The organism is Pantoea phytostimulans (assembly GCF_046118715.1).
Classification (GTDB): domain Bacteria; phylum Pseudomonadota; class Gammaproteobacteria; order Enterobacterales; family Enterobacteriaceae; genus Pantoea; species Pantoea phytostimulans.
The window spans coordinates 250,146-273,848 of the sequence record NZ_CP173700.1 but is presented as its reverse complement, the minus strand read 5'-3'; the positions used below and the strand labels follow the sequence as shown (position 1 = coordinate 273,848).

Sequence of the window (23,703 nt, the reverse complement as noted above, 5' to 3'; positions counted from 1 at the left end):
TAACATTGAACTACTCGTTGGTATATTTTCGACTGTAGTGCCTTGTTACCTTAACCGCGGTAGATAATGACAATCTTTGATCTTAGAGATGATTGTGTCCGCTTTTGGCTGTGAGTTCAACGGGTCGACGCAACGCTATCCTTAAACAAGGGGGGGACGTTGCCATGAAACGAAGAACGCGCATTTACTACACGCCAGAACAGAAAGCGATTATCTGGGACAGGTATAAGCAAGGTGATTCCCTGCATGATATCGCCAGAATGTTCGACAGATATCACTCTTCTGTTATGCCCACTATTCACCAAACTGGTGGTTATCGCCCTCCTGTCAGAAAGCGACACCGGCTGGCTCTTTCACTTGATGAAAGAGAGGAAATATCCAGAGGGCTGGTAGCAAAAAGTAGCATCAGGGACATCGCTGACAAATTATCAAGAGCCCCTTCGACTGTTAGCCGCGAGATCAAAAGGCATGGAGGTGCAAAACATTACCGAGCTGCAAAAGCTGATAAGGGCGCGTGGGACAGTGCCCTGAGGCCAAAACCTTGCAAGCTAATTGGATGCCCCGCATTGTGTAAAATCATTGCAGAGAAGATGTATCAGGACTGGTCGCCGGAACAAATCGCCGGTTGGCTTAAACGCTGTTATCCGGATAATCAGGAAATGCAGGTGTCACACGAAACGATTTATAAAACGCTTTTTATACAAACCCGGGGAGCTTTAAAAAAAGAGCTGCAGCAGTGCCTAAGAAGCGGAAGAGTAGTACGTAAATCCAGAACGACATCACTTAAAGGAAAGGGATTAGGCTCAATTCCGGATGCAATACCCATCAGCGAAAGGCCATCTGATGTTGCAGACAGAGCCATACCAGGTCACTGGGAGGGAGACCTGATACAGGGCTCTAAAAACTCATATATTGTCACGATGGTAGAACGCCATTCCCGCTTTGTTATGCTTGCCAAAATCAGTGATAACAAGACAGCCACAGTCATATCCGCACTAATCAAACAAGCCCGGCAGCTGCCTGTTGAACTGTATAAAACATTAACCTGGGATCGAGGGGCGGAAATGACTAATCACACCCTTTTTACTGTAGCGACAGAAATTGAGGTCTATTTTTGTGATCCTCAATCTCCCTGGCAACGCGGCTCCAATGAAAATACGAACAGATTGCTTAGGCAGTATTTTCCAAAAGGAACTGACTTATCGGTTCACAGCCAGCAAAGACTAAACAGTGTTGCCAGGCAGCTCAACGAGAGGCCAAGAAAAACGCTAGGCTATGAATCACCCGCAGAGCGTTTTAACCAATGTGTTGCATCCATCGGTTGAATTCACAGCACAAAGCGGACTGACGGCAGGCCAGGGTCCGCTATGAGCGAGAAGCATAAGTCGCTGCTGCGTGAGCTGGAATAGAGCTTTGGTGGTGCGGCGGGCGAGAAGAACAGTCCGCATTCAAAAAGCTTTCTCGATGGCGTCAAAAAGTTCTTCTACGATTTGACTCGCTAAGCGGAAACGCTGCGGTAAACATAAAAAGCCCCTGCTGTGCAGGGGCTTTTTATTGCTGTACTATTCAGCAAAACGTATCCGTTAGGCGTACTCAAAAATCTTTCTCATGTTTCCGCTTTCGTTGTCGATAACCTGATTGCTGGCTGAGTGATGATTTCACTCAGCATTTATTTTTTCATTTCAGGCGATAAGGATATTTATGAACAAGCTTTGTGTTGCGGCGTTGTTGGCTCTGAGTTTAACCGGCTGTGCGCAGCAGACTTTCGTAATGAAACAGAATCAAGTTGGCGCGGCGACGAAAACCACTAGCCAGCCGTTCTTTGTTTCAGGTATCGGTCAGCGTAAGAGCATTGATGCGGCGCAGGTGTGCGGCGGCCAGGAAAAAGTTAGTCGGGTTGAAGTGCAGCAGACGTTTGTTAATGGCTTACTGAGCGTGGTGACGTTTGGTATCTACACGCCACGTGAAGCGCGCGTTTATTGCGCCATCTGATAATGCCTCAGGCCGGTTCGCCGGCCTAATCCTGCGCCTGTTATTAAATATTGTAACTATTAAATTCTGCTGTCGTACCGCTGCGCGGCTTGCCTGCTGACGACGTTACTCGAAACGAGTTCAGGCAACGTCGTCCAGCCTGGTAAAAGCAGTGGTAAGCTGTTGAGGCATGTCAGTCCGCTTTGAGCGAGAAGCGGACATACACTAATGACTACTGAATATTTTCATAATTTTAAACATATCTTCCCTGTTGCGCATGCCAGCAAAAAAGCCCGCCAGTAGCGGGATACACGTTTTTACCTGCGTCTGCAAAGCGCAAAAAAAACGGCGCATTAAGCGCCGTCAGAAACAAAAATCTGCTTTGCAGTGATCAAAGGTCACCCTGGTGAGGGCTACATATTTATCGGCTTCGCGCAGTGAATATTCAGTAAAATTCATTATTCCCCGAAGGCAAAAAAAACCGCCATCTAAAGCGGGGTGAATCAGGGGTGAGATTCAGAACGGCTTACTGTGACCGGAACCAGCAGGAACCGTCACCCTTTAAGGCTGGTAAGGAACGTTCCGCCGCACAAGCGAAGCCAGCTGCCGCCCTTTTCGCACCGCACCCTGCCACCCTGGCAGATTTAACATAACAGTGCTATTGCCCCGCCGTATAGCTCCTCAGCGCAACTCTGGCGCGTGCGGGCCGTTTCAGGCATCTTTCCCCGGCCAGAATCCTGAAAAACGCCTCTGATAATTTCGATGCGGCTGCATGGTTATGCACTGTCATCTGCTCGACACAGATTTGAGCATTCCAATGCTAGCAATGTCCGCTCCTGGCACTGAGCGGACTGACACGTATGCTGATGTCCGCTATGAGCGAAAAGCGGACTTTGATCCCGTTTAAAAGCTGCTATGCCAATAAATCCATGACTGTCCAATATGTTGAACCATGCAGTTTAGCTGCTTAATGAAGTAATTAATAACATAACTTGTTGCGAATCAATGGTATCTCTGAGTATAACTTTCTTAAGTTCTTGTAAAACACGTGCAACCAGGAGAAGGATGATGATTTCAAAGGATAATGCCGAGCATTATGTCTGGGGCGAAAATTGCGACGGTTGGTATCTGATAAACCGTCAAGACATGCTGGTCATTCATGAAAAAATGCCTCCGGGTACTTCTGAAAAGCGACACTGTCACGCCGTCTCCAGACAGTTTTTCTTTGTGCTCAATGGCGTTCTTTCAATGGAGTTAGAAGGTGAAATGCATGATATTAAGGCCCTGCAGGGATTAGAAATTCCCCCGAAGTCAAAGCATCAAGCCAGAAACGACACGGAGTCTCCCGTAGAATTTATTGTGATTTCGCATCCAACGACACGAGGTGATCGTTCTGACCTCCCTTAATTCTGCCTGCACATCGGGATCGTGAAAGCCTTTTGTTTTAACCCGTCCAATCAGTAACGTGGTCATTTCACGAAGCCGCTGTGAGTCAATAATCTGTCTGTCAGACACTTTTATTCGTGTCTGATAGATGAGTTGCCAGCATAATTAAATGGTTGCACTTTCCATCATCTCTTTTCCAGAATTCATGCGCAAAAGGGCGCTGACGATATGCCCGGTTAATTAACGCATATGGTGGAAGCTTACTGTCCGTTTCTGGCATCGAGTCGCCTGGAACAGGTGCGGTGTTCGCTATGAGCGAAAAGCGGACCTACAGATTAAAAACGCTGGAAGGTTAGTCAGAGAGGGACGAACCCGATGAACTAACCCGATCCGTGCTTGCCCCTCCAAAATTTTTACGGTAGGAAGAAGGTGAGATCCCAACAGATTTACGAAACGCAGCACGGAAACTTTCCATGGATCCGAACCCGCAGCGTTCCATAATTTGCTCATTATCATAATAATTGCTTTCCAGTAATTCACGCGCAAGGTTCATTCGCATTTGCAGCAACCATGCTTTAGGCGTATTACCTATCGCATCCCTGAAACGCCTCAAAAAAGTTCGTTCTGACATCAATGCTCTCTTCACCATTTGACTGACTGACAGTGCACTGTCCAGATTTTGAAGTACCCACTCAAGTACAGGTGCAATTTCATCGCGAGGCTTCTGTGCAACAGGAGAAGGTATGAATTGGATTTGCCCGCCAGAACGTTGAGGAGCCATTACCAGACGTCGTGCAACAATGTTGGCAACATGCATGCCGTAATCACGACTAATCAAATGAAGGCAAGCATCGATACCCGCCGCGCTACCCGCTGATGTGATGAGTTGGCCACTGTCGACATAGAGAACATTGGGATCAACAGTTATGTTGGGATAGCGCTCTGCCAGTTCATCCGTATACCTCCAGTGTGTTGTTGCGCGCTTCCCGTCCAACAGTCCTGCTGCGGCGAGAACAAAGACACCTGAACATATCGATAGGATGCCTGCTCCGCGATGACAGGCGTCACACAATGCGTCCAGTAACTCCTGAGGTGGTCTTTCGTCGCGATTACGCCAGCCAGGAATAATAAGGACTGACTTCGAAATTTATAAAGCGATCTGTTTATAGCAACTTATTACTTAACTAAAGGTAAATAAGTTCCTGTTTAAAGCATTTAACAAGGGTGATATTTACCAAGTGGTACTATGGCGCAACCTGCTAATTTAACAGGTTGGTTTAAAATTCATATATTTTTGATGTAGCCGACTTAAGTAATAATGAAAAAATGATTACATCTTCGTAAGTCAACTCACTGGCTATTTTTAGTGAGACGCTTACGATATAAGCAGAAATTCAAGGACATCACTGTGGTAAAAACGAGCTATTATTATGCTTGTAATAATTGCTTTTTGGGAATAGTTGTACATCGCAAAGGGTGTAAGTATCTTCTTAAAAAGGAACAAGCTTTCCTGGGTTCATTTTATGATTATTCTCAGGCTATGGCTGTGGCTAAGCAGCGTTACGCTGAAACAGACCAGTGTTCGGTCTGTATGAAATTCCAGCGCGACACTGATGTGCCCGTTACGATGAAGCCTGAAATTAAGTCTGTAAGTACAGGGAGTAAACCTGATACGCGTTCATCCAGAATACCTCTCCCTGAATCAAAGGCAAAAAGTGCCAGTCATGTCAAACGCGTACCCAGAAAACACTCAGCGGCTAACTTTTGACTTAAACAGATTAACCAACTTTATTATGAGCATCAGCGAGTCTGGTTTCATTATGCTTTAAAAGAGGTGCAGGCTGATGCTCATGAACCGCTATCCGGTTAGCCGGTGTTAGTGATATCGCCTTTAATTTTCCCGGACAGTCGGCTGTAGTTTTTAATGGTCGCTCTGGAAAGGCTTGCTGCCGTATCCACAATGACAAAGCTGAAAGAATTGTCAGTTATCAGGGGACTAAGATCTGTACATGCAATAAGAAGAGCTTCCACCTTATAACTTGCCACTACAGACATTAAGTTCTGCCACTCTGCCTGTACATCAGGCTCGTGAAAGCCTTTTGTTTTAACCCGACCAATCAGCGAGGTGGTCATTTCACGAAGCAGAGGTGAATCAATAATCTTTTTGCCAGTAGCTTCAATCCGCGCCTGATAGAAGCCCGCTTCCAGCGTAGGTTCTGTAGCCAGTACAGCTATCCTGGTTACTTCTGCAGGCAGTGACTCAAGTGCACTGTCTGCGATATGCAGAAGTGGAATACCAGAGCTCACCGCCTTCATTTCGGCAAAGTAACAGTGCGCAAGGTTACAGGGAACAGCTATCAAACTCACTTTTGCCCTGACGAGTTCGGCAATCCCCTGCTGCAGGGCAGCGATCATCGCATCATCATCAATTTTCTTGCCCGGCCAGAAAGGTGTAGGCAACGAGATAATATGCATTTTGGGAAAATCCATATCATATTTCGCTCCGTACCCGATCTGGCAGTCTGCCACTAGCATATCAACAAAGGGGGCTGTGGAACGGGGTCCCATACCTGCAAGTACACCTATAGAAACAGTCATCGCCAGTGCCTCTTTTCAAGATCCTTTTTCCGGTTAACATATTATCGCTAAGTTGATTGCAGAATTACAGGTTTTTGATTTTTCTGGTTATTTAAGAGGGTTGAGTATAATTTTCGAGCTGCTTCCCGTCAGTGAAAATGTCATGGGTAAGAACACATCGTTCGAACACAGAGATGAAACTCTAACCCCCCAATCAGTAAGAGGTGTATCCACCGCGTTTTGCTAATAAATTTTATGATGTCCTTCTGAAAAGGCTTCGGGCAGAACAGCAGTTACGCTGATAGATGAATTCATAAGGAATTAAATAAATGGAAATAAGCATTCGGACCCCTTTGATACATTCCCTTTCTTTAAGTCAACACAGCGGATGCAATGTCTGGCTGAAGATGGAGTCTTCCCAGCCCACCGGCTCTTTTAAACTCCGGAGCGCGGGGCATGCCTGTTGCCATTACGCCAGTAAGGGCGCTACAGCATTTGTCAGTTCATCAGGCGGAAATGCCGGAATTGCGGTGGCTCACAGCGGTCGCAAACTGGGGTAAGTCTGCTTCTGGCACCAGGCGGCCAGGAGCGTGCGGTTTGCTCCTGGCTGACAGCGGACGCTGGCTTTGAAAACATATCCGATGCTGAAGCTGTCAGGAACAGACGGCTCCGGCGTGGAAGTTCATTGCTGGAAAGTCAGTCTTTACACTCTTAAAAGAAGTCGCCTGTTAAACTTTAAGCCCAAAAAACCTGTTTCAGGCCCGTCAGTTAATACAGTAAGTCAAGCTGTTCAGGTTCACTGATAAGCCGCGGAGTTCCCTGACTGTTTGTATCAAAGAGGGCCTGATAGCGTACTGAATCAATCCCCATGACCAGATTATCGAGATCGGTATTGGCAACGCGCACTGAGTGATTCTTCGCCCAGGCGGGCAGAGCATGGATATAATAAGTAAAGGTCACATCAGTAACGCCTGCGTTATCTATCGAAACTGCCTTTATGGTTCTGACGCGCAGCGTTCCATAGCAGAAATCATGATGTTTTATGAATGAAGCCTGTCCGTACGGGGTCAGCTCCCAGATTTTCCTTCCTGCTTTCACATGCGAAGTAATCAGGCCGGCATCGACAAGCGCCTCCATTTTTGCATTAATCCACTGGTCAGTGCCTGTTCTTATTGAAACCGGCCACTGCTTCTCACCCAGGCAAAGAGACTGCTGATTAAGTGACTGCTGTATGAGCTCACGATACTGACTTTTGTCCCCCGCATAGCAGCAGAACGGCAGAAAAAAAAGCAAAATCCCTGTGATACGTTTCAACGAAATTTCTCCATGTCCAGAGTTTGAAAAGCTTCATTCACTTCATCAAAAGTGTGTTCAGTGAGATAAATTCCTGCCGGATCCCAGTAAAAAACAGACGTCCCGGGATCGTCGTTATTTTCCTCCAGCCGGAATCGTGAAAACCTGACTCGCGATTTATCGGTAAGGTCTTCGCCACCGGCGCTGCCGGCATATTTGACAGCCCTGATAAGGTAAACCCGCCCTTTATAGCGGTGAAGTTCTGTGCCGCTTACCTTCAGGGCAGATGCTGACAGTCTTAAATCTGCCCACGTAAAGCCATCGTCGTCCGGAACCGGTACGATAAACCAGTTTTTTCCCTGTCTGATAAAGACGTTGAGGGTCTCACTGGGATGAGAAGTGTTATTGTCATAAGTGGCGGAAAAGATGGTGTCAGCTATACCGTCATCATTCAAATCAATGCTGTTCAGCCCCTTATTCAGGTGAACGCGGGTGTCTGCCTGTGATGAAGCCGGAAGGCTTATCAGAATGGTCGTCAACATAATAAAAAGAATCTTCAGGTTCAAAATTTTCGCACCAGTCTGAAGCCGGTATCCGGCAGGGCGTAGCCGGCGCTGTGCGTGTCGCAGCCAGCGAGGCTGCGCGTATGCAACAGGAAGCTGCCGCCGCAAAAATAATACAGTTTCACGCCGGAAAGGGTGTCGAAAGCATCTACCCATTCCGAAACGTTACCGCTCATGTCATACAGACCGAGCGCATTAGGCTGCAGGCTTTTCACACGGGCAGTGCCGACATTCGGATCGTTGAAGTCAGGAAACCAGGCGACATCCTTTGCGTTGTCGCTGCCAGCGAATCTGAAACCATAAGCGTCATTCCCCAGCCCGGCCTTTCCTCCACGGGCGGCAACCTGCCATTCCTCAGCCGTGGGTAAGCGGTAACCATTAGCCCGGGCATCCTGTGTAAATTCGTAACGGGAACTGTCACGCGCCGGGATGCCCTTCTTATTGAGATAGACCGGTCTCAGCCCCGCTTTTTCACTCAGGGCATTTGCAAAAATCACCGCATCTGACCACTCAATACTGGTAACCGGATGTGCGCCATTGTCTGTATCAGCCGGCCGGCAGTCCTCATAAGCGGCTCCGTTACACCCGACACCGAATGCATAACCATGCTCAAGAGCCCATTCGTGAACGTCTGTATAAAGCCGGTAGGTGACTTCAGTACGCATGATCCTGAAGGCATTCAGCGTGATGTTGGCGTGTGATGCATAGTCATGCTGGCCAAAAACGTTACCGGCATAATACCTGCCACCGGCAACCACGACTTCTTCAGGTGACTGTGTTGCAGCGGAAAAGGCAGACAGCAGGCAGAGGAGTTTATTTTTCACAGAGCCATCCTGGCTGCTTGATATGGCCATTCACATGGCTGGTTTCTAACGTCGCCAGACTATAGCAACGGTATGGGTTTAAAGTTAAGAATATTAAGCAGGTAAGTTCTGAAATTTCATACGACAATGCCGGATTTTCAGCCTCCTTGTACTGACTGACCGGTACAGGCAGTACGCTGCAATTTAACAGCGTCTTCACTCACAGCTTAAAGTTGCCATGAAATGTGTGCCGCAGGAGTTCTGCCAGTATCAGTTTTTGGCACAAAGCAGGCATACTCACGGGGAAAAGTCGCTATGAGCGAAAAGCGGCATCATACCTCAAGACAACCTGAATACGGCCTCAACGTGTTTGCTGTGACCTGATCCACACGCTGTCGGTTTTTTTGTTATTTTTTCCAGAGCTGTTTTTCAAGCTATTGATCAACCGGAAATTAATAGGTAGCATCCGCTTTTTCGGATAAAGAAAATGTCAGTCACCGATTCACTTCTCGCTTTCTCTTTAGCTGCACTGTTGCTTACCCTCACTCCCGGTCTTGATACAGCACTGATCCTTCGAACTGCCTGCGCTGAAGGTGGGAGGAAGGCTTTTCAGGCCGCCATTGGAATCGATACCGGCTGTTTCATCTGGGGGGCACTTGTCGCACTCGGGCTTGGGGCCCTGCTGACGGTTTCAGAGCTTGCTTACACGATTCTGAAAATCTGCGGAGCAGGCTACCTGTGCTGGCTGGGCTTACAGTTGCTCAGGCGTCCCCGCTCGTCATTCAGTGAAAATGATGGCAATACATCTTCTCAGGGAAACTGGTTTGTAAAAGGGATGCTTGGAAATGTACTCAATCCAAAGATGGGCATTTTTTATGTGTCGTTTTTACCTCAGTTCATACCAGCCGGGCACTCACCCTTAATCTGGACATTTATCCTCGTCAGCATTCATGTCCTTATCGGCACACTGTGGTCAGTTACTCTTATCATGTCCACACACTTTGCATCCGGCATACTAAAAAAAAGCCGCGTCATCAGAGCAATGGATCGTGCAACCGGAGGGCTCTTTTTATGCTTTGCAGCCAGGCTGGCTTTTAGCACCCGATAATAGCTATGTTTAGTCTAATTATGAAAATCAAGGGATTGTCATAAATTCTGAGTTGCATCGATAATAACCTGCTCGCCTGGCTAAGCGAGATTTAACAAATTTAAGGGACCTGTGGGCGTCCGCTTCTGGCACAAAGCGGACATGCGGCAGGGCAAGGTCTGCTAAGAGCGATCAGCGGACGCTGAAAATCTTATGAGGCTGGCGTTTAACAATGAATGTTCCTGGAAGTGCTAAAGCTCAGGAATAAGAAGTACATCAAAAATGTTTAGGATATGAAGACAGGACATTTTCAGTAGGCCAACATTCATTGGCCCCTCAAATTATTTAGGACACAAGGCTTACAGCTGAGTGATACGCGTATCTGCGATGGTTTCCGCGAAATGTTTCCCAAATAAGTCTGCGGGCGTCTGGAAACCAGGCTTTGCATCTCCCGCCAGCACTCTTCGCGCTGCCTCCGCTGCGGCTATCGCAGTAAAACTGTATCCATTAACCGTGTCTAGCAGCATTTGTACTGTCTTTCCTTCAGCGTCTACTATTTCGGCAACAGCCTGGTAACGACTGCTTTCACGCTCTTTTGCTGAAGGGCCATCGGGTAATGTAGATAAATCCCCTTGTGGAAACCCAATCCCACTAACGTGTACAAATGTAGAGATGTCAGGGATGCCCGTTGTTTTCCAGACAGTGACCAGGTCCGGCAGGGTTACTGGAAAACATTCTCGTGCACCACTGCCAAAATCAAAAGATCTCAGTTCGCCGGGGTCCTTCGGCACCAGCTGTCCATTGAGTCTTATGAGACATTCAGGCGATAAATTCTCCATCGCGCTCACAGCTGAGCCCCGTGACATTGATCCGGCCACGTTCAGTGCCAGAGAAATGCTTACAGGATACTTTACCCGTTCTGCGGCATGTACTGCGAGGCACCCCAGCATTGCTACCGATCCTCCACACCCCGGTAGCAGCATAACGCCTGCAGCGCTCGCATCCTCTTCATAGGCTTCAGCCAGCCTGTAACTGTCCTGTTCTGCGGCAATATCGAGATAGTGAATCTTATTGCGTACCGCTGCGTTTATCAGGGCATCGGCAGTGTACGCAAAAGGCCCTGCGCAGTTGAGCAATACCGTAACATTTGCCAGCGCCTCATCTATTTCAGACGGATTTTCAAGAGAGAAAACTTTGTATGGTAAGTTCAGCTCACTGGCCATAGCGACAAGTTTATCTTCACTACGGCCTGCAATAGTCACCGGTATGCCCGAATCTAATGCGTGTTGAACAATCATGCTTCCTGTATACCCGGTAGCGCCATAGATCATCATAGTTTTCATATTCATCCTGTGTAACAGTGCACCCGTTATGCTGGTTTAGCATCTGAGTTCATATAGTAAGCGTGTACGGCTTATGGATTGTGTTGCCAGCTTTTATAGACAAACTCAATGCTATATCCGTCTGGGTCTCTGACCTGGGCTGCGTAATAACGGGGGTCATAATGCTTCTGTGCTCCCGGTGGGTGAATTTCGGTTGCACCAGCAGCAAGAGCTTCAGCATGCGCCGCGTTAACCATGGACTCCGATTCTGCGATGAAACCTACGTGGACAGCATCAGCGCAAACAGTCCCCTGCCTGAGCCAGAAAAATATCCGGCCATTTGCACCAAATCCTTTGAGGTCAGGGTGTCCGTGAGGCCCCTGTGCACCGTCATAGTCATGGCGGTTTACGATGCCAAGAACAGGCAGTACGCGCTCATAAAATGCGATTGAACGTACGGGGTCACTGACTGAGATAAAAATATGATCAAGCAAAATAAATTCCTTTATCAGACGTTATAGCCACCCGCAACCTCGATTGACTGCGCATTGATCCAGCCCCCATCGTCCGTCAGCAAAGAGGCAATCACCCGAGCGACTTCATGAGGCTCACCAACGCGTCCCAGCGCAGTTTGTGAAGCGAGCAGAGATTCAAATTCGTCATTAAGCCCACCGCCAAGTTCAGTGCGGATGGGGCCAGGTGATACTGCGTTCACTCTAATCCCGCGTTCGCCAAATTCCTTCGCCATATAGCGACTCAGGACTTCAAGCCCCCCCTTAAATGCTGCGTAAGGGGCAACACCAGCGGTGGCGACACGCGTGGTAGCGCTTGTGATATTGACAATGCAGGAGTCTCTGCGCAGAAGAGGCAGCAGCTTCTGTGTCAGAAAGAATGGCCCCTTGAGATGCACATTCATCAAGCCATTAAATTGCTCCTCAGTTACGGCTTCAATGGGGTTAAAGAGTCCGTAGCCGGCGTTATTTACGAGGCCATCAAGACCTGTTGTATTCCATTGTGCTTTCATCACCCGCTCAAGTGCAGCTCGGAACTCATCAAAACTACCGACGTCGCCAACATTCAGCTTCATAGCAATGGCTTTACCACCGGAGGCTTGGATGCTCTTGACAACGGATTGCGCTGATTCAGCCTGGTTGTTCCACGTCAGAATGACGCCAAATCCACGCCTTGCACACTCGATCGCTGTGCTGGCACCAATTCCCCTGCTGCCCCCGGTAATCAGAACGTGTTTCATGATGGCTCCTGTAAGTGAAAGAATACGCTACACAGGTTACGCACCGGGATTATCGCTGGCTTATGCGATCCTCTTTGATTGTTGCCCGATTCTGCTTTTATGTTGTTGTGGGTAACGGAGACGTGTTATCAATCGCTGATGGAAAATAAATTACGCGAACTACGAGAACTGGCATCCGGAGCCGGAAATCAGCGGACAGAGACGGGAATTCCCCGGGTAGCAATGGTGCAGGGAGAAATTCCTGAGCACAGACTTTCTGCTGTTTATGAGCCTATGATTAATCTGATCCTGACAGGTTCAAAAAGCATGACTGTTGGCGGAAGGACATTAAACTACAATCCAGCTACTTATTTTGTCATGTCAGTAGACTTACCCGCAGTAGGAAATGTGTTCCCTGATAACGTTACAAATGCACCTTATCTGGCTGTCAGCCTGACGCCCAAGCCTGAAATTATTGCCGATCTGCTGGACAAGATTCCCGGCACTGGTGACGCTTATCTCTATCATTCAGGATTTTCAGTAGCGCCAGTCACACGAGAATTACTGGATGCATGGATTAGAATGCTGTCCCTTATCAGAAAGCCTGATGAAATTGCCGCTCTGGCTCCGGCGTATGAACGGGAAATTCTTTTTCGTGTACTACAGGGCCCCCTTGGATGGATGCTAAGGGAGATCGCAACGCCTGAAACCCACCTTGCAAGGATTTACAAGGTGATCAACTGGATTAAGACAAACTACACACAAGCCATACGTGTAGGGGATCTGGCTGAAATGGCAGCGCTTAGCGTGTCCGCTTTTCACCGCCACTTCCGCGCCATAACTGCCTTAAGCCCCGTGCAATACCAGAAACAAATTCGCCTGATGCATGCCCGGCTTAAGCTCGCCACATCGGGCGAAAATATTATGAATGTCGCGCTATCGGTGGGCTATCAAAGCCACACTCAGTTTAGTCGGGAATACGCAAGACAATTTGGATTACCGCCCTCAGCTGATTTGAAAAAAATCTCCCTCAACCATGCCCGCAATTAGCGCAATGTGAAGATTGCCTGCCAGAATTTTATTCGGTTGTCCTGGCATCAAACGCAGCCTGAGCAAGTGTCACGTCAGAACTGTATTCAATGGTCCAGTTAAATAGCGCCTGAAACGGCGCTTCCAGAGTGCGTCCCAAAGGGGTAATGCTGTATTCAACTGCAATCTGAGACGATGGAATGACGCGACGGGCAATTATGCCGTTTCGTTCAAGACGGCGTAAGCATTGAGTCAGTGACTTCTGGGTAATGCCATCCATGCACCGCTTTATCTCGTTAAACCGCAATGGCTTGCTGCACAGAGCGAAAAGGATTGAGACAGACCACTTGTCAGTTATTTGATCCAGTAATAACCGGCCTGAAGCCTTGTCCTCGCATGAATGACCGGGGTAATACTCCGGACTGTGCGCTTGCCTGTTGTTTGCTGACATACAGTTTACCTCCGTATACCTGGGTGAAAAAAGGTGCCTAATTGACACTAGGTATCCACAGTATACCATCTGAATCACCAATCATAAGGAGCAAATTATGTCAGTATCACTCAGTGAAAATGTTGCAAACAAGCTTGCTATCGTCGATTCGCTTTACCGATATGCGGCAGGAATTGATCTCAAAGACCCGGAGTTAATTAAAGGGGCCTTCACTGAAGATGCGGTGTCTGACTTCCGCCCTGCGGGAGCTAAAGCGGGTTTTGAATATCCTGTCCTGGAGGGTAAAGAAACGATAGCTGATGCATTGCTGAATTCGCTTAAGCCGATTGTCACCACTCATTCAGTGACGAACCCACGTGTAACTATCGATGGAGATAAAGCATATTTGGAGGCGATTGTGGAAGCACAGCACTTGCCTGAATCCGATCCCTCACGCCACTATCTGATGAAAAATCGTTATGACGTTGAACTTTTAAAGCAACAAGACGGCTGGTTCATATGCCGGGTCACAGTTGATAATGTCTGGAGGACGGGTGACCCGACAGTGCTGGCAGGAGTGTAAGGTTTACCGGAACATTGGATAACCAGAATTTCTGAGATATGCAAATGTACTGAAATCTTTATTGTGTGTGCCTTATCTTAAAACAACGGTGGATGAAGGAGCATTAAATCATCCATCGTTAAAAGAAAAGAAGGATGTTTCATATTCCAGGTTAATGACACCATCAGGGCCACTTCAATAGATTTTGATATCTATATAATCATTCTGATGTCCGCTTCTGGCACAAAGCGGACATTGAGTGAATGTCATCATTCGATTGTCACTGACTTAAAGGTCAACCTAAATATCAGGGGTGTTTCAACAAGATGATATAGCCGGAATTTTATATGCATTACAGCGCTACTTTCTTATTGTCATCAGTTTAATAGCAGTTATGCGGCATAACCTAAAAGTCACTTTCAGCAAAACCAGTAATGGTCTAAAAGGCATAACATTAATGTCAGCGACAGTCGGGCATACTTAAATATGTCAGAAGGTTTTTTATCCGGATGGAGTTCCACTCGCTTTTATAACAATTTTAAGTTGCTCTTTAAATATCACCTGCCAACAGCCGTTATCTAAATAATAGAAACAGAATGAGAGGGTTATTTTAAAAGGGTATATAAAGTGACTTAACTTCAGACTCCGCACGTGCCCAATAATGACTCAGGATTCAAGAGCGTTTATTTTTATTATTTTACAGGTGCTAAGTCAGGTTCATGTAAAGCCCTCATTTATTTCTGCAAACGACTATTTTCATTAATTACAGAAGCGCTGGCATCATACGCTTCCTGCGCTTTTTCAATAAGTTCAAGATGATTAATCGCCCAATCATACATGGCGCTAAAAGGTTTTTGCAAAGAGCGGCCAAGTTCGGTGATGGTGTATTCTACTGCAACCGGAGAAGTGGCCAAAACCGTACGGTTAATCAACCCGTTACGTTCCATTTTACGCAACGCCTGGGTGAGTGCTTTGTGTGTTATCCCTTCCATGCTGCGCTTCATTTCATTAAAACGCATTGTATTTTGATTGAGTAAAGTCAGTATCATTACACTCCATTTGTTTGCTACCTGATCGAAAAAGACACGCGCGGCACAGTCCGCAAAAAAAACGGGATCAACAATGTTTGTCATATAGGTATCCTTCAGTATATCTACTCGCTTAAAAGTGCGTAATTGACCTTAATTGAATGTTATATACCATGCTACTGACGTTGGTATAAATATCTCACTCCCAACCGCATCTTCTGCTAAATAAAACGGCAGGACACATATTTAGCGAGTACTAAGGATCCATTATGAAAGAAGAAAAGTTCTCCCTGTCCCGACGTAACCTGCTGGCCTTCGCCAGCGCCACCGTTATTTCGGCGACAGTGAAAGCAAGTCCGGCACATTTTGCGCCAAAGGTTTCGTCGACGGCCAAACTTTTTTATACGGAAAAAGGGGAAGGCAAAAACATAATGGTTTTACATGGCTGGACGTGTGATTCGCATGACTGGAGCTGGCAATTACCCGAGCTTGAAAGCAAATACCGTACGGTGGCTGTTGATTTACGCGGGCATGGACGATCGCAGGTTATGCCATCAGGACATTATGCCCCTGCTGACTATGTTGCCGATATTGAAGCACTGATTTTGACACACTATCCTGGCCAAAAATTTATTCTTATTGGCCATTCCATGGGTGGCCAGATTGCAGCTCGTCTTGCAGCGAAAAGACCTGACTTAGTGAGTGCTGTTGTCTCTATAGATGGTTCGATGGGATTCCCGGATAAACAGGCGGCGCTTTTTCAGAAAGCGGTTGATGACCTGCAAAACGGCGATCCCTATTTGACCGGTCCGGCGTTATTTGAACTTTTTTACGATAAAAATACCCCGCCAGCGTTTAAGCGCTGGCATGCAAGACGTCTTCAGGGTGTGCCGTTGCATGTGATAAGGGAATCATTCGGTCCACTGTTTCTGGGTGCGGGACAAGTGGGTATTGGCAAAGCGAGTGAGAATTTTTGTCGTAGCTTAAAGATTCCTGTTTATCACCTTTGTCGCGATGCCACTCAGGCTGGGAATATGCGGACATGGTTTGCAAACCCAAAATCAAAAACAGACTACTGGACGCAGACGGGTCACTGGATTATGCAGGATCGCAGTGAGGACGTGAACAAAGCCGTGACGGCCTGGATTGATGAGCTTTGATTTCCAGGTGTGAAAGCAAAATACGCGGTTTGAGAGCTGACATTTATAGTCGTATGAAGTGATTGCGACTCGCCAGAAGCCGCCAGGTCTTTTTTACCGCTAAAGCGACAACAGATGGGTGGTGAGTCAGATTAGTAGCGAAACGTGGATTCTCCCTTAATAACCAAAACCGGTAATACGCCCCTCGGCTTTTCTCGATAAAATGTCAGCGATTAGCGAATGATTCATTTAATGGCCAAGGACGGCAATCTCCGCTTCTGGCACAAAGCGGACGGTCAAAGTCGGTAGCGTCTGAAGCCGTTTCTGTATTCAGGATTATTGCTGCCCTGCTTTTACCCTGAGTATGGTTTGCCGGGTAGTATTAACTTCACGCGCAATGGCACTAGTGCTTATCCCGGTATTATCAACCTGAGCGGGGATTACGTCTGGCGAACAAACCTCAAACTGGGAAAGGGTAAATACCGCGCATTACGCTCAGTGGATAGTAGTCTGTACATAAAACAGGCTTGCGTAGGATATTTTCCGTTTTCCAAGCGGCCCCCCTCCATGACGCTTCCATTTTTCAGGCGTAAACAACCATTTCGATAGGTAAACGCATTCATCGAAGTAAACCGTCCAAAGTACGCTTTTCCTGCTGTACCCATCTAAAGCAAAGTCAGTTGTCCCAACGATATTCCCTCATTAAATTGCCTATTCAATGATGCCTAAAAGGCAACAGGCAGGACGAATTATGTTTCTTCCATTGAACAGGGAAAAGACTATGTTATTCAAAAATGGAGGAAAACATGAACAAACCTTCTTCACCCTGGTGGTGGGACTTATCCACCCGTGAATTTAGTGAACTGGATATGGCTAATATCGTGGCGGTATTGCCTGTCGGCGCAGTAGAACAGCATGGGCCCCATTTACCGGTCAGGGTGGATGCGGCCATCAATGCAGGCATTGTTAATCGTGCAGTTGAGCTGTTGCCATCAGACTTGCCCGTCTTGTTTATGCCAGCCGTACCGGTTGGCAAATCAGATGAGCATATCGCCTATCCAGGAACGCTTTCTCTGCCTTATGAAGTACTGGGTAAAGTATGGTTTGAGATGGCGAAATGTGCCTGGCGAGCGGGTATTCGTAAGATTATTTTCTGGAATTCACACGGTGGCCAACCGCAGTTGATGGAGATAGTTTGCCGTCAGTTGCGCATAGAGTTAGGCATGTTGGCCGTCAGTGCGAGCTGGTTTCATACCATTGATGCCTCTGATCTCTACAGCGCCCACGAAATGCAGCATGGCATCCATGGTGGTGAGTCTGAAACAAGCATGATGCTGCATCTGCATCCTGAGTTAGTGCAAATGGATCATGCTGATAACTTCGTTTCTGCCTCCGTTGCCCTTGAAGCCAAAGGCGGCATTTTAACACCCGAAGGCGGTGTGGGTTTTGGCTGGATGGCGCAGGATCTGCATCTTTCTGGTGCTACAGGTAACGCTTCTGCAGCAGATGCGGAACGCGGTAAAGTTGCCACCGATCGCGCAGCTCAGGCTTTATTGACGTTGATTAAAGAAGTGCATGAATGTGAAATGAAGATGCTGCGTTCTACTACGGTATTTTCAAGCCGTCAGGAATAGTTCAGAGCAGGCCCATATGGGCCTGCTTCAGCATAATTCCGACATCATACTTTTAATCGTTTCGGCAAAAACGCTACCAATGGCACTGGTCCCGCGATCGTGACCTATCAGCATCAGTGTTTGCGTTTGCTGCGAAAGTTCTCTAACAGGAATGTAGATTAACCTGCCGCTACGCTGGTCAAACTCAATATCTATGGGCGTCAGGAAAGTCAGGGTTTGATCCATGATGGCCGACTGACGCATCACTTCAATCGAATTCGTTTCAATCACTGGTTGGAGATTCACCGAAGCACGGGCAAAAACCTCATCGAGATAAGGCCGGATAACCATTGATTTATCGGCTATAACAATCGGATAGGGTAAGCAATCACTCAAACGCAAGCTGGGTTTATCTGCCAATGGATGGCCTACACCCACTACCGCACCAAGCCGCACAGCGACACTGGCAATGTTGCGATGTACTGGTTGCAGATCAAAATCAAATCCAATACCCAAATCTGCCTCGCCGCTCGCCACAGCGTTTGTGATATTTTCACCCGTCGTTAATTGCTGCAGATTAAGTTTGACGCGTGGATTTGCTCGCCGAAATTCAGAGGCTGTACGCGGGATCAAATTCGCCGCCAGCCCGCTCATCATCGCAATGGTCACTTCCCCTCGACGCAACCCTTTCAGCTCCTCAATTTTCATTTGCGCCCATTCAATCTCTTTAAAACTCAGACGCACATGATAAATCAGCGCTTCGCCAGCTGCAGTCAGGACCATTTTTCGCGGCAGACGCTGGAACAGCGGTGTGCCCAGTTCTTCCTCTAACGCGAGGAGTTGCCGGTTAATAGCGGAAGCTGAGATATGCAGACGTTCTGCTGCTTTGCGGATGGAACCACTGCGTGCAACCTGATCAAGATAAACAAAAAGGCGATGCTGAAGCATAGTTTTCCTGCGTTGCCTTTTAGGCATCAGTAAGGACGAAAAATGATGCTTTTAAGATAATAAACTCCGGGTCATTAATACATCATTAACTACATTCGGAGAGAAATGATGGCAGACGTATCCCGCAGACATTTTGCAAAATTAGTGGCTGGTGCGCTATTGCTGCCAGCAATGGCTCCCCTTCTGTCGCGCAAAGCTTTAGCAGCGAACAACAACGTAAAAATTGCGCTTCTGTTGCCCGGCTCAGTAGCCGATGGCGGCTGGAGTTCACTGGCTTATGCCGGCCTTCAAAATCTCAAAAACAGTGGTTTCAGCGTGGCTTACAGCGAAAGTGTGCCACAAGCGCAAATGGAACAAGTGATCCGCGGCTATGCCGACGATGGCTATAGCTTGATTATCGGGCACAGCTTTGAATACGGTTCGGCGTTTGCAGAAATCGCCCCCGAATATCCCGATACCTACTTCTTTGCATCCACCTTTAAACCCGCCGAAAAGACGCCGACCAACGTTGAGTATGTCAACCTCGCCTATATCCAGGGCGCTTACGCCGCGGGTGCACTGGCCGCCCTGATTTCAGAGAACGGCAAAGCTGTTGGCTTTGTCGGCGGTGGCGATAATCCAACTCAACAAGCCATGATGCGCGCCTTTATTCAGGCTGCTGAGAAAACCCGCCCCGGCATTCGTGGCATGGGCGTAGTCACGGGCGATTACGACAATGCTGCCAAGGGACGTGAAGCGGCTACTACCATGATCGGTAACGGCGCAGATGTTATCTGGCATGCCGCTGACGTGACCGGCCTTGGTGCGATGCAGGGTGCAGCCGCAGGGAAAGTTAAAGCTATGGGATGCTACGTTGATCAGAAAGATGTCGCCCCGGACTTCGTGGCATGCAGTTTCCGCCAAAACCTCGACTGGATGGTTGAGCAGGTCGGTGAGTCCGTTGCGAGCAAGCATTTTGATGGCGGTGAAGAGTGGAGCCCAAGCGTGGGTAAAGCCTGGTCGGTCGTCAATGGCAGTAAGCAGTACAACGAAAAACTGGTGAGTGCCAGTGCTTGGGCTACGTTCGAGCAGATCTGGCAACAACTGGACAGCGGCGCGCTTAAGCCAACGGTTTAACAGGCGGATAGTGTCATGACAGCAACGGCTACTATACGGATCGCGCTTAACCACATTACTAAACGCTTTGCCCGTGTCACCGCCAATGACGATGTTTCACTCAGCATCAAGCAAGGTGAAATCCATGCGCTGTTGGGAGAGAACGGCGCCGGAAAAAGCACTTTAATGCAGATCCTGTACGGACTTTATCAGCCAGATGAAGGTGAGATAGTGGTGGATGGCAAAGCAGTAAGTTTTCGCGATCCCAGCGACGCCATAGCCTGTGGTATCGGTATGGTGCATCAGGAATTTATGCTGGTGCAACCCATGTCGGTTGTTGAGAACGTCGTGCTGGGCCTGAAGGAAAACACCAGCGGCGTACTTAATTTGAAAGCGGCGGCAGAACGTTTGCAGGCGTTGTCGGACAAGCATGGGCTGGCAATAGATCCTTGGGCAAAAGTGCAACACCTTCCTATCGGCGTACAGCAGCGTGTTGAAATTCTTAAACTGCTCTACCGCGACGCGCAAGTGTTGATCCTGGATGAACCCACCGCAGTACTGACACCACAAGAAAAAGCGGGCCTGTTTTCAACGCTGCACTCGCTGTGCGCAGAGGGCCGCTCAGTGGTTATTGTTACCCATAAACTCTATGAAATCATGGCAATCGCCGATCACGTCTCTGTAATGCGGGGCGGAAAGATGGTCGATTCCGTAGCCATAGAAGAGACATCGGAACGCGATCTGGCTCGCCGAATGGTGGGCCGCGATGTAGTGCTTCGAGTAGACAAGCAACCGTGCAAGCCGGGCAACACTGTGCTGCATGTTGACAATATCGCCGTGCGTGATGCGAGCGGCCAACCAAAAATCTGGCGCGTTTCACTGACTGTAGCAGCGGGTGAAATTCTCGGTGTTGCTGGCGTAGACGGAAATGGACAGTCAGAACTGGCCGAAGCGCTGCTTAATCTGCGAGAAATCGAAGCCGGCCATATTCGTTTAAACGGCGAAGATATCAGTGATGCATCGCCCGCTGAACGCCGCAATAAAGGAATGGGTTTTATACCGGCCGATCGTCGGGGTGTCGGCTCAGTGACTGAGCTCTCTATCACTGATAATGCCATGCTTGGCACTCATCGCAGCTTCACGCGTGCGGGAGGTTGGCTGCTGGATCGACAACGGATGAGTCAACATGCGCGCGACATCATTGCGCGTTTTGCGGTACGCACACCAGACGTCGATTTTGAGGCCGGTAAATTATCCGGCGGCAATTTGCAGAAGCTGATCCTGGGTCGAGAAGTGGCGAGTGAGCCCTGTTTGCTGGTGGTTGAACAGCCGACTCGCGGGCTGGATGTCGGGGCGATTGAAAGCGTATGGCAAGGGCTGATTGCAGCACGTGATCGGGGCTGCGCCATTTTAATGATTTCAGCGGAGCTGGAAGAGATCATGAATCTTTCCGACCGCATTGCCGTGATGTACAACGGCCAGATCGCGGGTGTACTCAATGCCGCAGACGCCACACCAGAACAAATCGGCGCGCTGATGGCGGGCGCGCATCTGGCTAATAAAGAGGGCAATGATGAAGAAGCTGCTTGAGCGTCGTCTCGCCCCGGCTGAATCAACCTCCGCAGTCATGCTGACCAGCTTTTGCGGCATTTTTGCCGCTTTTGTCATTGCCGGGCTGCTGTTTATCCCCTTCGGCGGCAACCCGCTGGCGGCCTATAGCTTTCTGTTTGATGAGGCATTTGGCTCACTACGCAGCATTGGCCTCAGCACGGTGCAAGCCACACCGCTCATACTGATCGCCTTGGCCACCATTGTGGTTTGGCGTGCAGGTTTGGGTTATATCGGATTTGAAGGCTGCTTTCTTATGGGCGCCACTGCTGCAAGTTGGATTGCATTAGCGGGCACGCCACAGGGCTTTCCCTGGTTTATCCCCCCATTGCTCTACTGGCCACTGGTGTTGCTCGCCGCCTTTCTGGCCGGCGCAATCTGGGCCGGTTGGGTGGGCGCCTTGCGCGTACGCTTTGGCGGAAATGATGTACTGATCTCGCTGATGGCCAATTATGTGGCGGTATTTATTGTGCAGTATCTGGTCTCTGGGCCAATGCGCGCGCCAGGGGATTTGCCACAGACCCCACGCCTGCCGGTGGAGAGCTGGCTGCCCTTCGTGATGAGCGGTATGCGCGCCCACTGGGGCATTGCTATTGCGCTGGTCGCCACGCTGTTTGTGTTTTGGCTCTTGCGCGCGACGCCTGCCGGTTATGAGATAAAAGTGGCTGGCCTTAATCTTCGCGCAGCCCGATATGGCGGCATTGATGTAAATCGTCGTCAAATGGGTGCCATTTTCCTTGGCGGTGGCCTGGCGGCATTGGCCGGTCTTTGCGCCGTACTCGGCGTTCAACACCGATTAATGGAAGGCATCTCTGGCGGGGTCGGATTTATTGGCGTCGTTGTGGCTCTGTTGGCACGACTAAATCCCTTATTGGTGATTCCCACAGCCATTCTTTATGGCGGTCTCGAAGTTGGCGGTAGCGCAATGCAGCGGCAAACCGGTTTACCCACCTCGGTGGTACTGATCCTGCAAAGTCTGGTGGTGTTACTGATTTTGGCAGGCGATATGTTGCGCTATTACCGATTGCGCATACCCGGCCTGAATAAGCGACGTTGTCAGCTCGCGGAGGATAAATCATGAGCGCATTGGCAAACCTCGATACGGCATTTTTTATCAGCTGGCTGGCTGCGGCAATTCGCCTTGCCGGGCCAGTGCTGCTGGCCGCACTGGGAGAAATCTATGCCGAACGGTCTGGCGTATTAAACATTGGTATTGAAGGCACCATTTTAATGGGCGCATTGACCAGCTATATGACGGCTGTCGCCAGCGGCTCGACCGCACTCGGTTTTATCGCAGGCGGCGTAGGCGGACTCATCGTCGGTTGCGTGCTTGCCGCCCTCTATTTACGCGCCCATGCCAGCCAGATTGTGGTTGGCATAGTCTTCAATATTTTCGCTGCGGGTCTCGCGACTTGGATCTACGCGCTGATTATGGGTACGGCCTCATCGCCGACGATTCCGATGCTCGAACCCTGGCATATACCGCTACTTTCGTCATTGCCGTTTATCGGCCCGATCTTATTTCAGCAGCCGCTGCCGTTTTATCTGACATTGATACTGGCGGTAGTGGCGCACTATGGCCTGTTCCATACCCGCTTTGGCCTCTCTTTACGGGCCGTGGGAGAAAATCCTCGTGCTGCGCACGCTGCGGGTCTTAATGTGTTGAAAATCCGCACCTGGGGTGTGCTGTTTTCCTGCGTGGGTGCCGGACTGGCGGGCGGCTATCTGGTTACCGCGCAAATTGGTTTGTTTCGCGACAACATCGTTAGCGGGCAAGGTTTTATCGCGCTGGCCATTGTGATATTTGGCCGCTGGAATCCACTCAAGGCGATGGTCGCTGCATTTATCTTCGGGGCAGCAGATGCACTGCAGTTGTCACTACAACTGTTTGAAAACACGCTGCCACCCCAACTTCTGCTCGCCCTGCCCTATTTGCTGACCATTTTGGCCATGTCTGGCGTGGTAGGCCGCACGCTACAACCCAGCGCGTTAACCCAGCCATATCGTAAGGAATAAAA

22 protein-coding genes and 4 pseudogenes are annotated in these 23,703 nt (G+C 48.9%); 14 read left to right on the top strand and 12 right to left on the bottom strand.

The features are described 5' to 3' along the window. Positions 1-164: 164 nt before the first annotated feature. From ACF2G4_RS21900 to ACF2G4_RS21885, 4 genes and pseudogenes are all read left to right on the top strand, one after another. Complete coding sequence (locus ACF2G4_RS21900; RefSeq protein WP_409076269.1) at positions 165-1,325, top strand: IS30 family transposase; 1,161 nt, start codon at positions 165-167, stop codon at positions 1,323-1,325. Between the two features lie 42 nt (positions 1,326-1,367). Then, positions 1,368-1,502 (top strand): annotated as a pseudogene (locus ACF2G4_RS21895) (molecular chaperone DnaJ); the annotation flags it as partial. Between the two features lie 199 nt (positions 1,503-1,701). Next, positions 1,702-1,992: a Bor family protein gene (locus ACF2G4_RS21890; protein WP_009089453.1), complete on the top strand. Its 291-nt coding sequence runs from the start codon at positions 1,702-1,704 to the stop codon at positions 1,990-1,992. A gap of 1,047 nt (positions 1,993-3,039) precedes the next feature. Then, positions 3,040-3,378: a cupin domain-containing protein gene (locus ACF2G4_RS21885; RefSeq protein WP_409076458.1), complete on the top strand. Its 339-nt coding sequence runs from the start codon at positions 3,040-3,042 to the stop codon at positions 3,376-3,378. A gap of 331 nt (positions 3,379-3,709) precedes the next feature. Here the strand turns inward: ACF2G4_RS21885 and ACF2G4_RS21880 are convergent. After that, positions 3,710-4,489 (bottom strand): annotated as a pseudogene (locus ACF2G4_RS21880) (helix-turn-helix domain-containing protein); the annotation flags it as partial. Positions 4,490-5,223: 734 nt separating this feature from the next. After that, entirely contained in the window at positions 5,224-5,955 is a 732-nt protein-coding gene (locus ACF2G4_RS21875) for an aspartate/glutamate racemase family protein (RefSeq protein WP_409076268.1), read from the bottom strand. 308 nt (positions 5,956-6,263) lie between these two features. Here ACF2G4_RS21875 and ACF2G4_RS21870 point away from each other — a divergent pair. Further along, positions 6,264-6,491: pseudogene (locus ACF2G4_RS21870) on the top strand (pyridoxal-phosphate dependent enzyme); the annotation flags it as partial. Between the two features lie 211 nt (positions 6,492-6,702). On the opposite strand, the gene ACF2G4_RS21865 reads toward ACF2G4_RS21870, so the two are convergent. Genes ACF2G4_RS21865 through ACF2G4_RS21855 form a run of 3 tightly spaced genes read right to left on the bottom strand, consistent with a single transcriptional unit; the run spans position 6,703 to position 8,614 of the window. Next, entirely contained in the window at positions 6,703-7,248 is a 546-nt protein-coding gene (locus ACF2G4_RS21865; RefSeq protein WP_409076267.1) for a CpmK protein, read from the bottom strand. Then, entirely contained in the window at positions 7,245-7,793 is a 549-nt protein-coding gene (locus ACF2G4_RS21860) for a carbapenem self-resistance protein CarG family protein (RefSeq protein WP_409076266.1), read from the bottom strand. The genes ACF2G4_RS21865 and ACF2G4_RS21860 overlap by 4 nt, the downstream gene beginning before the upstream one ends. Beyond that, positions 7,790-8,614, bottom strand: a complete 825-nt coding sequence (locus ACF2G4_RS21855) for an SUMF1/EgtB/PvdO family nonheme iron enzyme (RefSeq protein ID WP_409076265.1) — start codon at positions 8,612-8,614, stop codon at positions 7,790-7,792. The genes ACF2G4_RS21860 and ACF2G4_RS21855 overlap by 4 nt, the downstream gene beginning before the upstream one ends. Positions 8,615-9,080: 466 nt before the next feature. On the opposite strand from ACF2G4_RS21855, the gene ACF2G4_RS21850 reads away from it, so the two are divergent. Next, on the top strand, positions 9,081-9,701 hold the full coding sequence (locus tag ACF2G4_RS21850; RefSeq protein ID WP_409076264.1) for a LysE family translocator: 621 nt from the start codon (positions 9,081-9,083) through the stop codon (positions 9,699-9,701). A 338-nt stretch (positions 9,702-10,039) separates the two neighbouring features. Here ACF2G4_RS21850 and ACF2G4_RS21845 read toward each other — a convergent pair whose 3' ends face one another. The 3 genes from ACF2G4_RS21845 to ACF2G4_RS21835 form a co-directional block, all read right to left on the bottom strand. Further along, a complete protein-coding gene (locus ACF2G4_RS21845) occupies positions 10,040-11,023 on the bottom strand; it encodes a trans-acting enoyl reductase family protein (protein WP_243079531.1) in 984 nt (327 codons plus the stop codon). Between the two features lie 71 nt (positions 11,024-11,094). After that, positions 11,095-11,496 carry a VOC family protein gene (locus tag ACF2G4_RS21840; RefSeq protein ID WP_243079532.1) on the bottom strand — a complete coding sequence of 134 codons (402 nt, stop codon included), beginning with the start codon at positions 11,494-11,496 and terminating at the stop codon, positions 11,095-11,097. A gap of 14 nt (positions 11,497-11,510) precedes the next feature. Then, a complete protein-coding gene (locus ACF2G4_RS21835) occupies positions 11,511-12,254 on the bottom strand; it encodes an SDR family NAD(P)-dependent oxidoreductase (RefSeq protein WP_243079533.1) in 744 nt (247 codons plus the stop codon). Positions 12,255-12,392: 138 nt separating this feature from the next. On the opposite strand from ACF2G4_RS21835, the gene ACF2G4_RS21830 reads away from it, so the two are divergent. Further along, positions 12,393-13,283: an AraC family transcriptional regulator N-terminal domain-containing protein gene (locus tag ACF2G4_RS21830; RefSeq protein ID WP_409076263.1), complete on the top strand. Its 891-nt coding sequence runs from the start codon at positions 12,393-12,395 to the stop codon at positions 13,281-13,283. Between the two features lie 28 nt (positions 13,284-13,311). On the opposite strand, the gene ACF2G4_RS21825 is transcribed toward ACF2G4_RS21830, so the two are convergent. Continuing rightward, positions 13,312-13,713, bottom strand: coding sequence for a helix-turn-helix domain-containing protein (locus ACF2G4_RS21825; protein ID WP_133823758.1), 402 nt, complete (start codon positions 13,711-13,713; stop codon positions 13,312-13,314). Between the two features lie 97 nt (positions 13,714-13,810). Here ACF2G4_RS21825 and ACF2G4_RS21820 point away from each other — a divergent pair, with 97 nt between their 5' ends. Next, a complete protein-coding gene (locus tag ACF2G4_RS21820) occupies positions 13,811-14,275 on the top strand; it encodes a nuclear transport factor 2 family protein (protein WP_332626107.1) in 465 nt (154 codons plus the stop codon). Between the two features lie 713 nt (positions 14,276-14,988). Here ACF2G4_RS21820 and ACF2G4_RS21815 read toward each other — a convergent pair. Beyond that, positions 14,989-15,387, bottom strand: coding sequence for a winged helix-turn-helix transcriptional regulator (locus ACF2G4_RS21815; RefSeq protein ID WP_409076262.1), 399 nt, complete (start codon positions 15,385-15,387; stop codon positions 14,989-14,991). A gap of 164 nt (positions 15,388-15,551) precedes the next feature. On the opposite strand from ACF2G4_RS21815, the gene ACF2G4_RS21810 reads away from it, so the two are divergent. Further along, on the top strand, positions 15,552-16,442 hold the full coding sequence (locus tag ACF2G4_RS21810) for an alpha/beta fold hydrolase (protein WP_409076261.1): 891 nt from the start codon (positions 15,552-15,554) through the stop codon (positions 16,440-16,442). A gap of 315 nt (positions 16,443-16,757) precedes the next feature. Here the strand turns inward: ACF2G4_RS21810 and ACF2G4_RS21805 are convergent. Beyond that, a pseudogene (locus ACF2G4_RS21805) lies at positions 16,758-16,844 on the bottom strand (helix-turn-helix domain-containing protein); the annotation flags it as partial. Positions 16,845-17,227: 383 nt separating this feature from the next. On the opposite strand from ACF2G4_RS21805, the gene ACF2G4_RS21800 reads away from it, so the two are divergent. Beyond that, entirely contained in the window at positions 17,228-18,055 is an 828-nt protein-coding gene (locus ACF2G4_RS21800; protein WP_409076260.1) for a creatininase family protein, read from the top strand. 27 nt (positions 18,056-18,082) lie between these two features. Here the strand turns inward: ACF2G4_RS21800 and ACF2G4_RS21795 are convergent, their stop codons facing one another. Beyond that, complete coding sequence (locus ACF2G4_RS21795) at positions 18,083-18,982, bottom strand: LysR family transcriptional regulator (RefSeq protein WP_332626049.1); 900 nt, start codon at positions 18,980-18,982, stop codon at positions 18,083-18,085. A 105-nt stretch (positions 18,983-19,087) separates the two neighbouring features. On the opposite strand from ACF2G4_RS21795, the gene ACF2G4_RS21790 reads away from it, so the two are divergent. Genes ACF2G4_RS21790 through ACF2G4_RS21775 form a run of 4 tightly spaced genes read left to right on the top strand, consistent with a single transcriptional unit; the run spans position 19,088 to position 23,701 of the window. Continuing rightward, entirely contained in the window at positions 19,088-20,098 is a 1,011-nt protein-coding gene (locus ACF2G4_RS21790; RefSeq protein ID WP_409076259.1) for a BMP family protein, read from the top strand. Positions 20,099-20,113: 15 nt separating this feature from the next. Continuing rightward, on the top strand, positions 20,114-21,667 hold the full coding sequence (locus ACF2G4_RS21785) for an ABC transporter ATP-binding protein (RefSeq protein ID WP_409076258.1): 1,554 nt from the start codon (positions 20,114-20,116) through the stop codon (positions 21,665-21,667). Beyond that, positions 21,648-22,766 carry an ABC transporter permease gene (locus tag ACF2G4_RS21780; RefSeq protein WP_409076257.1) on the top strand — a complete coding sequence of 373 codons (1,119 nt, stop codon included), beginning with the start codon at positions 21,648-21,650 and terminating at the stop codon, positions 22,764-22,766. The genes ACF2G4_RS21785 and ACF2G4_RS21780 overlap by 20 nt, the downstream gene beginning before the upstream one ends. Then, entirely contained in the window at positions 22,763-23,701 is a 939-nt protein-coding gene (locus tag ACF2G4_RS21775; RefSeq protein ID WP_409076256.1) for an ABC transporter permease, read from the top strand. The genes ACF2G4_RS21780 and ACF2G4_RS21775 overlap by 4 nt, the downstream gene beginning before the upstream one ends. Positions 23,702-23,703: the final 2 nt, after the last annotated feature.